This window comes from Rothia sp. LK2492, assembly GCF_040946345.1.
Lineage (GTDB): Bacteria > Actinomycetota > Actinomycetes > Actinomycetales > Micrococcaceae > Rothia > Rothia endophytica.
The window spans coordinates 336,419-347,083 of sequence record NZ_JAYWLX010000003.1; the positions used below are offsets into that span (position 1 = coordinate 336,419).

The following is a 10,665-nucleotide window of genomic DNA, read 5'->3' on the forward strand; positions in this document are numbered from 1 at the left end:
TGCTTCTCACGAGGCAAACCGCCCGGTAAAGTGAGGTAAGACAACCAAACCTTAGAACGGGGACATTAATGACCGAACGCACCCTCATCCTTGTGAAGCCCGATGCGGTGGAGCGCAACCTAACCGGCGCCATCCTGGCTCGCTTTGAAACCAAGGGGTACAAGCTCTCAGCCCTTTCCTTCGTGGAGCCCTCCCGTGAAACCCTGGCAGCTCACTATGCTGAACACGAGGGTAAGGCCTTCTACGAGCCGTTGCTTGAATTTATGTCCTCCGGTCCTATCGTAGCCGCGGTCTTCGAAGGCGAGCGCGTCATCGAGGGTGCCCGCACTATCATGGGCCCCTCAGACCCCACCGTGGCTCCGGCAGGCACCATTCGCGGTGACTTCGGCCGTGACTGGGGCGAGAAGGTGCAGAAGAACCTGGTGCACGGTTCTGACTCAGTTGAATCAGCAGAGCGCGAGATTGCTATCTGGTTCGCCTAAAATCAGACATAAAAATGGGGCCCTCACCGATCGGTGAGGGCCCCCTTTTTCTTCTTAGAACATGTTGACGATGACGTCGAAGAATCGAATGACAATGATGCCATAGATCAGGATGTAGAGCAGAACGATGGTGAACCAAGACCAGTTGGGGGCAGCTTCGCGCACTGACTGGGGAAGGTTGAAGACACCGGCGCTGATATTGCGGGCGGTTACCTTCACGAAGATGGGAATCTGCATCATCCAGACAATCATGCAGAAAAGGCAAAGAGCATTGATTTGGAAGGTCGTTTGGTACCAGAGCCAGAATACAAAGGCTAGGGCGAGGCCATGGCCAATGTTCATGGCAATCCAGTACCATCGGCTAAAGCGGGCGCCGGAAATCAGTGCCGTGGCGATAGTCATGGTGATGGCGTAGCCGGCAATACCGATGAAGGGATTAGGGAAGCCAAAGAGCTCCGCTTGCTCGGTGCGCATGACGGTGCCGCAGTTGAGCAGGGCGTTGACATCGCAAATGGACTTATGGCCGGCGTCCATAAAAATTTGCAGACGCTCATAGACCAGCATGGAGGCTGCGCCGAAGGCAATAATCCCGCTGATCAGTGTAAACCAGCCCAGCCTTCGGTCAGCTGCAGGGTTGGTGTAGCCTGTCTCGAGTGTTGCATTAGCCTCTAGTGAAGACACAAAAAGTCCTTAGGATTGCGAAAATGTTTGTACCCCATAGTACGGGCAAGCAGCTGGCGAGGGGCCCTGCTGCGCCAAAAATTGTGTTTTCTTCACCAAGTTCACAGAATCAGGCAGGTGCGCTCCCTTGGCATTAGGTCAGAGAACTTTCATGCTGAAATAGTTTCTTTGCGTGCGCCCTGATGAGGGTGCTGGTGTGAAAAGGCCCTTGCTGTGAGAGAATGGTAAGCGGTAGCTATCCGCCCGCACGCGGAAGGGCTGCCCAGCGTATTCCCCGAACGATTTCATGTACCGCCACAGAGACCTGTGGCGAAGATGGATTCCCGCACAAGACTGGCACGCGACGTGTTGGCTCGGGAGAGATGCGCTGGCCCGGTATTTTCGGTAGGGAGCAGAAGCCTACACCCCTATTGAATACTCGCACAGAAGCTCGAGAACACCGGGTAGCAAGGTTTTCGGTGAACCTCCTGCACTGTTAGGGGGGATTACCGACGAGAAGAACCAGCCCGCGGTGCGGCTAGCGGCACACCGAATTTAAAGGAGAAACTGCAGCACATGACGAGAGAAAATAAAGAGGGTGCTTTGACCCCTGAAAACGACCATAACCAGCCCGCACAGGCTGCTCAGCCACACGAGGCTCAGCAGGACCAAACTCAGTCAGAGACCGAAGTAGCTGGTAGCCAGGCGGATGAGAAGAACACCGAAGAGGCTTTAGCTGAGGAGGGCTCACTTGAGGCCACCACCGGGGAGACCGCAGCTGAGAAGAGCCAGCGTGAGCTACTTGAAGAAGAACTCGCTCAGCTGACCAAAGCTGCGAGCACCTCGTCCCTACTTTTTCATGCTCCTGACATTGATGAGATTCTTGAAAAGGCGCGTGCTGAGCGTGAAGCTCGCCGCGCAGCAGAAGAAGCTGCACGACGTGAGCGCCGTCTGGCGGATCTTGACCCCGAAATCACCTCCCACCGCCGCCGCCGTCGCCGCCGCGGCGATGCTGACCTAGAGTTTGAGGGAGGCACTGAAGATGACCCTGAAGATACCGTCGTTAAGGTGCGCGCCCCACGCCTGTCTGATTCTCACAGCTCTAACCGCGTGACTGGCGTGCGCGGCTCAACCCGCTTGGAGGCCAAGCGCCTGCGCCGCCGCGAAACCCGCGCTACCGGCCGCCGCCGCCAGGTCATTACCGAAGCAGAGTTTTTGGCGCGCCGTGAATCCGTTGACCGCCAGATGCTGGTGCGCCAAAAGGATGACCGCATCCAGATTGGTGTGCTTGAAGACGGTGTTCTGGCTGAGCACTTTGTTTCTAAGACTCAGCAAGATTCGCTCATTGGTAACGTTTACCTGGGTAAGGTTCAGAACGTTCTGCCCTCCATGGAGGCTGCCTTTATTGATATTGGCCGTGGCCGCAATGCTGTGCTCTACGCGGGTGAGGTTAATTGGGATGCCACCGGCCTGGACGGTGCACCCCGCAAGATTGAAAATGCACTGAAGGCCGGAGATTCTGTGCTGGTTCAGGTCACTAAAGACCCCATCGGACATAAGGGTGCCAGACTGACCAGCCAGGTCTCCCTGCCTGGGCGCTACCTGGTGTACGTACCCGGTGGTTCCATGACCGGTATCTCCCGCAAGCTGCCCGATGTGGAGCGTACCCGTCTCAAGCGCATCCTGAAGGACCGCCTACCCGAGGACGCAGGCGTTATCGTACGCACTGCAGCCGAAGGCGCCAGCGAAGAAGAGCTGACCAACGATATCAACCGACTGCGTGTTCAGTGGGATGAAATCAAGGAAAAGAGCGAGAGCCGTAAGGTTCTTGCCCCCGAGATGCTCTACCAGGAACCCGACCTGACCATCAAAACCGTGCGCGATGTCTTCAACGAAGACTTCACCTCCATGGTCGTTCAGGGGCAGGATGCCTGGGACTCAATTGAAGCTTACGTTACCTACGTGGCTCCTGACTTGGTAGATCGACTCAAGCAGTGGGAGGAGGACGATGACCTCTTTGAGCACTACCGCATTGAAGAGCAGCTGCAAAAGGCCCTGGACCGCAAGGTTTACCTGCCTTCGGGTGGCTCACTGGTCATTGACCGTACCGAAGCGATGACTGTAGTGGACGTCAACACCGGCAAGTTCACCGGTAGCGGCGGCAACCTTGAAGAAACTGTCACCAAGAACAACCTAGAAGCTGCTGAAGAAATCGTGCGCCAGCTGCGCCTGCGCGATATCGGTGGCATCATCGTGGTTGACTTCATTGACATGGTCTTGGAATCAAACCGCGAACTGGTTTTGCGTCGCCTCGTTGAATGCCTGGGCCGTGACCGTACTAAGCACCAGGTTGCTGAAGTGACCTCTTTGGGTCTGGTTCAGATGACCCGTAAGCGCATGGGTACCGGTCTGCTTGAGGTCTTCTCTGAACCCTGTGAGCATTGTGCTGGCCGAGGTCTTTTGGTACAGGATCAGCCTCTTGAGGGCCGTACCGGTGGTGCCTCTGACTTCATCCACCGTGCTGACCGCGATGATCGTAAGCGTTACCGTCACCAGAAAGCTGTTGCTCACCATGATTTGGTCCATGAGGTTGAGGGTGATGATGACCCCAAGAGCGAAGCCCGCCGGGCGGCTCTTGCTAATATCGTTGCTGCCACCCAGCACAGCGAAGAGGGCGATGACGCCGAGTCCCGCTCAGCCCGCAAGCGTAAGCGCCGCAAGCGCAACCGCCGCGCTGACTCAAATCAGGTTGAGGCTCAGAACAGTGAGCAGACCCTCAGCATCGGTGATGAGGGCATTGAACTACCTGTTGCCGACCGCGATGATTCCGCCGAAGGAACTTCGGGGGAGCAGGGAGCCTTCACCCTCGAATCTCTAGCTGCCGTCTTTGAACAGGGCGACGATGAAGAGACCGCCCGTGAGTCACGCGGTAATCGCCGGGGCGATGGTCAGCGCGGTGCTAAGAAGCCGCGCCGTGAGCGCACCCGCAACCGCGCTGACATTTCTGCGGATGATTTTGGTGCTAACTCAGATGCGTCAGTAGATGTTGACCCTGAAGCTGACTCACGTTTCACCCAGAACTCCAACCGTCTGGAAGCAATCCGTGCCGGCGAAGCTCGTGCGCGCGCTTCGCAGAAAGCTGGGCGTGAGTACGACCGCGGTGATGATGAGAACGGCGAGCAGCAAGATTCCCGCGGTGGCCGCGAGGATCATTCTTACCGCAATGATCGCTCTGCCCGTGCGGATCGCAATGAGCGTTCTTCCGGTTCTCGCGGTGAGCGTCGCCCCCGCCGTGCGTCCTCCGGGTCAGGCCTTAAGTACGTGGCACCAGTTGAAATGGAAACTAGCCCTGCTCTCACCGGTGTAGCGACCCCGGGCAAGAAGGCTGAGGCTCCTGCAGCTGCTGAAACTCCGGCAGCCCGGGAACAGGCTCCCGCTGTTACCAGTGCTCCTAAGAAGCGCCGTTCACGCCGAGCGGTGAGCTCGGGTGCCGGTTCTACTGAGGTGCGCACTGAAGAAGTAGCTGCGGCAACAGGTAGCTCGGTGACCGCTTCGGCGACTGACGTTGCTCAAAAAGCAGCGACCACCGAGGACGCACCGGTCATGTTGGGTGTGGGCGTGTCGGCGGCTGATATCAAGCGCGATGGCAAATAAGCCCTCTTCGATAGGCTAAAGCTTTTGGGCGGCACTCCGGTGAAAACCGGGGTGCCGCCCTCTAGTATGTGCCCAACAGGTGGGGAGGGTATGAGCGATAACACGCCGCTTGACCGGGAATTAACTAAGCTCTTTGCTTGCCCCCAGAGCTAAGAACCCCGTACAGTAGATGGTCGGTGCTGTTTTCACAAGCAAACGTTAGCGTGAGAACAGTGGAATATTTTGAAAAAGGTATTCAGCCGCGACGTAAAAATAGGTTCGCCTCAAAAACTTATTCGGCAAACGATGGGGGACCATTCCCGCGTTAAGTCGCCGGGTCAGAAACACGCCCACCTTCGGGTAGAGCCCGGCACCTGTTTTTACACACTGTTAAAAAAGACGTCAAGAGAAGTGAGTTCCCAAGTGGCATACGCAATTGTTCGCGCTGGCGGCCGCCAGGAAAAGGTCTCCGTCGGAGATCTCGTTACCCTTGACCGCGTCGCTGGTGAGGCAGGAAGCACTATTCAGCTTCCCGTTCTCATGCTGGTAGACGGGGACAAGGTCACCGTAGATGCAAAGACCCTGGCTTCGGCCAAGGTTACCGCTGAAAAGATCGAGGACCTCCGTGGCCCCAAGATCGTTATTCAGAAGTACAAGAACAAGACCGGTTACAAGAAGCGTCAGGGCTTCCGTGCCGAACTTACCACCGTCAAGATCACTGCGATCAACGCGTAAGTTCCCGTAGACTAGTTCTAAATCACAACCGATTTCTTCTACATAAGGTAGGCATCAATGGCACATAAGAAGGGCGCAAGCTCCACCCGCAACGGCCGTGACTCAAACCCCCAGTACCTCGGTGTTAAGCGCTACGGCGGTCAGACCGTCAACGCAGGCGAAATCCTCGTCCGCCAGCGTGGCACCCACTTCCACCCCGGCAACAACGTAGGTCGCGGTGGGGATGACACCCTGTTCGCTCTTGCAGCAGGTCAGGTCGAATTTGGTACCCGTAAGGGCCGCAAGGTTGTTAACATCCTTGCAGCAGCTGAGTAAGTTTTTATAAACTCACGCATTTGAGAGGGCACCCGCGTTTAGGCGCGGGTGCCCTCCCTTTTATTCCCCGCTCGGTCAGGCATCACAGATATGTAGTGAGTGTCTGCCTGTAGAATGGGGAATCAGATCTTATTTATTTCTCTAAGGAGCTTTTGTGGCTGATTTTGTTGACCGGGTTGTGCTTCATGTGACCGGTGGGCACGGTGGGCACGGCTGTGTGTCGGTTCGCCGTGAAAAGTTCAAACCCCTAGGTGGTCCCAATGGGGGCAACGGCGGTAAGGGTGGCGACGTCATCTTGCGCGTAGACGGGCAGACCACCACCCTGTTGGAATACCATCACAGCCCTCACCAGCACGCCACTAATGGCGATGTTGGCCGCGGCGATATGTCTCACGGCTTCAATGCCCCCGATCTTATTCTGCCGGTGCCGCAGGGCACCGTTGTGAAGGATAAGCAGGGCAACGTCCTTGCTGACCTGGTGCGTATTGGTGATGAATACGTAGCTGCTGAGGGCGGTATCGGCGGTAAGGGCAACGCTGCCCTGACATCCACCAAACGCAAGGCTCCCGGCTTCGCTCTGCTAGGCATTCCCGGCGATGAAAACGAGGTTGTGCTTGAGCTCAAGTCCATCGCGGACGTCGCGCTGGTGGGGTACCCTTCCGCCGGTAAGTCCTCGCTGATTGCGGCTATTTCAGCAGCTCGACCCAAGATCGCTGACTACCCCTTCACCACCCTCATCCCTAACCTGGGTGTTATTCAGGCAGGCGATACCCGCTACACCGTGGCCGATGTCCCCGGTTTGATTGAGGGTGCATCTGAGGGTAAGGGTCTGGGCCATCGCTTCTTGCGCCATGTGGAGCGCTCTAGCGCCCTGGTGCACGTCATTGACTGCGCCACCCTTGAACCCAACCGCGACCCCATCTCTGATTTTGATGTGATTCGCGGTGAGCTAGAGAACTACGAGGTAGACCCCACCGCCGGTGTCACCGTGCCCCTTAACGAGCGTCCGCAGCTAATCGTGCTGAACAAAATTGACGTTCCCGAGGCACGCGAATTGGCGGAATTCGTCAAGCCCATGTTTGAAGAACGCGGCTTCAGGGTCTTTGAAGTATCAACGGCTTCCCATGAGGGCCTCAGGCAGCTGACCTTTGCTATGGCGCAGATTGTTGAAGAGGACCGCAAGGCCCAGCGCAAGGCACGCAAGAACACTGTTGTTGCTGAGGACACTGTGGTGGTTAAGCCCAAGGGCTTCCGTTCGAAGAAGAAGCAGGAATTCATCATCCGCAAGGAAGAGCGTAATCTTGAGCCGCTCTTCCGCGTTATTGGTGAAAAGCCCGAACGCTGGATCAAGCAGACTGACTTCAACAACGATGAAGCGGTGGGCTACCTGGCTGACCGCCTTAACCGCCTGGGCGTGGAAGACCAGCTCTTCAAGGCTGGCGCTATCGCCGGCGACGCCGTCGTCATCGGCGAAGAGACTGACGCTGTGGTCTTCGACTGGGAACCCACCATGGTGGGTGGTGCCGAGTTGCTCTCAAGCCCCCGCGGTACCGATGTGCGCCTGGAAGAGCTGATTCGCCCCACCCGTGCTCAGCGTAAGGCGGAGTTCCACGAGCGTATGGACGCTAAGGCTGAAGCTCGCGCCGAGCTTGAAGCTGAGCGCGTTGCCGGTATCTGGACCGAATCAGTGGAAGAGATGAAAGCTAGCCGTCAGCCCAAAGCTAAGGCAGAAAAGAAAGCTGAAACCGAGACAGAGTAAAATCTAGCCCGAGATTTGAGCGTCTCATTGCCGCCTATCGGTTGATACCGGTAGGCGGCAATGTTGTATATTCGAAGGGTTGTAGCGGAAGAGCACAGGAAGAGAAAACAGTGGATATTAAGACCGCTTTCCAGGCCAGCGCTGAAGGGCGGGGCAAGCACCGCCGTAGCCCCATTCTTGAGCGTGCTGATATGCCCAAGGCCCGGCGTATCGTAGTTAAGGTGGGCTCTTCCTCTCTGACCTCCATAGAGAATTCACTCGATGAACTAGCAATTGCCATAATTTCTGATGTGCTGGCCAAGAAGAAGCGCGAGCACCCCAGTATTGAGCTGGTTTTTGTATCCTCTGGCGCCATTGCTGCCGGCCTGGCGCCGCTGGGTCTTTCCCGGCGTCCCAAGGATCTAGCAACGCAGCAGGCTGCTGCCTCGGTGGGGCAATCCCTCTTGATGAGTCGCTATACCGATATATTCAGCAGGTACGGGGTGACGGTATCCCAGGTACTGCTCACCGCTGAAGATTTGATGGCCCGCGACCGCTACCAGAACGCCCACCGACAGCTAGAGCGCCTTCTCGATTTGGGCGTGATGCCGATTATCAACGAAAACGATGCGGTAGCAACCCGTGAAATTCGCTTTGGTGATAACGATAGAATTGCTGCCCTGGTCGCCCACACGGTCAAAGCAGATGCGCTGGTGCTACTTTCAGATGTGGACGCTCTCTACACCCGCCACCCCAACGACGGAGGAGAGCGGGTCAGCTCAGTACGAGGGGAAGAGGATTTAGCCGGTATGGCTATTGGCTCGGTGGGTAGTGCCGGGGTTGGCTCAGGCGGTATGGTCACCAAGGTGAAAGCTGCCCAGGTGGCAGCGTCCTCGGGCATCCCGGCGCTGGTAACCAGCGCACCGAATGCTCGGGCCGCTTTTGCTGGTGAGGACGTGGGAACCTGGTTTTATTCGACCGGCGACCGTTCAACGGTTCAGAGTCTCTGGCTACAGCACCTGGCGGATATTGAAGGGACCATCGCGGTGGACGCCGGAGCGGCAGCTGCCCTGCGCCGTCGCCGCTCCCTGCTAGCAGCGGGTGTTACCGGTGTTGAGGGCAACTTCGAGGGCGGTGGTGCTATCGCGATTACCGATGAACAGGGCACTGTTATTGCCCATGCGCTCAGCTCTTATAGTGCGGGGGAGACCGCCCAAATGATTGGCCGCCACAGCACCCAAATTCAATTAGCTATGGGGGAGACCTATGACGGTACTGTGGCTCACGCCGACAACATTGTGGTGTTGCCTTAACCAGCTGCTGGGTGCTGCAGGTAACATGGTGTGAAACAGTCCCCAGGAAAGAAGGTTAGCGTGGCAGAACAACTTGAGGTCAACGAAAAAACCATGCAGAGCGTGGTGCATATGGCAGAGGACGCCCGCGTGGCTTCTTTGAGGTTAGCCCGTGCAGATAGCAATTGGAAGAACCGAGCCCTTGAGGCCGTGGCCGCCTCGCTGGAGAAGCACGCAGTAATTATTACCGAGCAGAATGCTCTGGATCTTGAACGCGAGCATGAGGCGGGCATGAGCCCTGCCATGTTGGACCGCCTGGCTTTGAACGCGCACCGGGTGGGCGAGCTTGCCGGTGCTCTGCGTGCCCTGATTGGTCTGCCTGACCCGGTGGGTGAAGTGATGCGTGGCTCCACCTTGCCCAACGGTTTACGCATGCAACAGGTGCGAGTACCTTTAGGCGTCATCGGAGCTATTTATGAGGCGCGCCCCAATGTCACCGTCGATATTGCTGGGCTTGCTATTAAATCCGGGAACGCTGTGCTGTTGCGCGGTGGCAGCGCCGCTGAGAAAACCAACCAGGTCATTGTCCGCATTATTCGTGATGCTCTCTACGCCACCGGTCTGCCCATTGACTCCGTGCAGTCGGTCGATGAATTTGGGCGGGAAGGCGCCAACGCTCTCATGCTTGCTGCCGGTAAGATTGACGTTCTCATTCCCCGAGGGGGCCGCGGTCTGATTCAGTCAGTGGTGCAAAACTCCCGCGTGCCTGTGATTGAAACCGGTGAGGGGAATTGCCATATCTTTGTTGACGAGAGCGCAGATGAGAAGATGGCCGTTGAGATCCTTCTCAACGCTAAAACTCAGCGCCCCGGCACATGCAATACGGTGGAAACCCTGCTTCTAGCAAAGGGAGCTAAGGCCGCCCCCGCCGTCCTCACAGCCCTTTTCCGTGCCGGTGTCACCCTGCACGTTGATGCTGACACCCGAGAAATACTGCCCGAAGGTGTAGAGGCTGTGGACGCTACCGAAGAGGACTGGAGCACCGAATACGGCTCACTCGATCTTGCCGTCAAAACGGTAGCTGGCCTTCCAGATGCACGCCGCCACATTCGCACTTACTCCACCGGTCACTCAGAAGCCATTATCACCAATGACCTTGTCAACGCTGAGACCTTTGTGCGCGATGTCGATTCAGCGGCTGTCTATGTAAATGCCTCTACCCGTTTTACGGATGGCGGGCAGTTCGGTTTGGGCGCAGAGGTGGGGATCTCCACCCAGAAGTTGCACGCTCGGGGGCCTATGGGCCTCGAACAGCTCACCACCTCTAAATGGATCGTGCGCGGCGACGGGCACACCCGCTCCTAAAGCGCACACCAGCTAAAAAATTACGCTACCGGTGGGGCGCAACTACGCAAAAACCAAGCCCAACCGGTAGCATTAGATAAAACCCATACTGGCCCACCACCGGTGTGCCCACACACTGCACACCGATTGAAAGGTGCACACATGTTTGATACCCTCCTTGCCGCAGGCGCCACCGTCATTGCCTCAGAAGAGTCCGGCGCGCACCAGCTTGAACTGTACGGTATTCCCACCTACTGGTTCGCTATTTTCGGTTTCATGTTCTTCGGCATCCTTATGTTCATCACCGTCTCTTTCTCAGGCCGTGGCGTAGTACGCCCCGAGCACGCCGCTGATCACCTCTCCGCTGAGGAAGAAGCAGCAATGCTTGATTACAAGAACAAGCACGGCCGCCACTAGGCAAATAATCTTTATAACTGTCGGCGCGGGTTCGGGCAAATAATACCCG

Annotated in this window: 9 protein-coding genes; 8 read left to right on the forward strand and 1 reads right to left on the reverse strand. The window is 57.0% G+C overall.

Features of this window, described 5'->3' with window-relative positions:
* The first annotated feature begins 68 nt into the window (after positions 1–68).
* On the forward strand, positions 69–482 hold the full coding sequence (gene ndk, locus VVR27_RS05495) for a nucleoside-diphosphate kinase (RefSeq protein WP_368547439.1): 414 nt from the start codon (positions 69–71) through the stop codon (positions 480–482).
* A 54-nt stretch (positions 483–536) separates the two neighbouring features.
* On the opposite strand, the gene VVR27_RS05500 is transcribed toward ndk, so the two are convergent.
* Complete coding sequence (locus VVR27_RS05500) at positions 537–1,163, reverse strand: vitamin K epoxide reductase family protein (protein WP_346873147.1); 627 nt, start codon at positions 1,161–1,163, stop codon at positions 537–539.
* A 555-nt stretch (positions 1,164–1,718) separates the two neighbouring features.
* On the opposite strand from VVR27_RS05500, the gene VVR27_RS05505 reads away from it, so the two are divergent.
* The 7 genes from VVR27_RS05505 (at position 1,719) to VVR27_RS05535 (ending at position 10,616) form a co-directional block, all read left to right on the forward strand.
* Entirely contained in the window at positions 1,719–4,796 is a 3,078-nt protein-coding gene (locus VVR27_RS05505; protein ID WP_368547440.1) for an Rne/Rng family ribonuclease, read from the forward strand.
* Between the two features lie 402 nt (positions 4,797–5,198).
* Positions 5,199–5,510, forward strand: coding sequence for a 50S ribosomal protein L21 (gene rplU, locus VVR27_RS05510; protein WP_251378844.1), 312 nt, complete (start codon positions 5,199–5,201; stop codon positions 5,508–5,510).
* A 57-nt stretch (positions 5,511–5,567) separates the two neighbouring features.
* A complete protein-coding gene (gene rpmA, locus VVR27_RS05515) occupies positions 5,568–5,825 on the forward strand; it encodes a 50S ribosomal protein L27 (protein WP_237204060.1) in 258 nt (85 codons plus the stop codon).
* A 154-nt stretch (positions 5,826–5,979) separates the two neighbouring features.
* Positions 5,980–7,584: a GTPase ObgE gene (gene obgE, locus VVR27_RS05520; protein ID WP_368547443.1), complete on the forward strand. Its 1,605-nt coding sequence runs from the start codon at positions 5,980–5,982 to the stop codon at positions 7,582–7,584.
* Between the two features lie 191 nt (positions 7,585–7,775).
* On the forward strand, positions 7,776–8,876 hold the full coding sequence (gene proB / locus VVR27_RS05525; RefSeq protein WP_368547456.1) for a glutamate 5-kinase: 1,101 nt from the start codon (positions 7,776–7,778) through the stop codon (positions 8,874–8,876).
* A gap of 93 nt (positions 8,877–8,969) precedes the next feature.
* Positions 8,970–10,220: a glutamate-5-semialdehyde dehydrogenase gene (locus VVR27_RS05530; protein ID WP_409349935.1), complete on the forward strand. Its 1,251-nt coding sequence runs from the start codon at positions 8,970–8,972 to the stop codon at positions 10,218–10,220.
* A 141-nt stretch (positions 10,221–10,361) separates the two neighbouring features.
* Positions 10,362–10,616: a hypothetical protein gene (locus VVR27_RS05535; RefSeq protein WP_368547446.1), complete on the forward strand. Its 255-nt coding sequence runs from the start codon at positions 10,362–10,364 to the stop codon at positions 10,614–10,616.
* Positions 10,617–10,665: the final 49 nt, after the last annotated feature.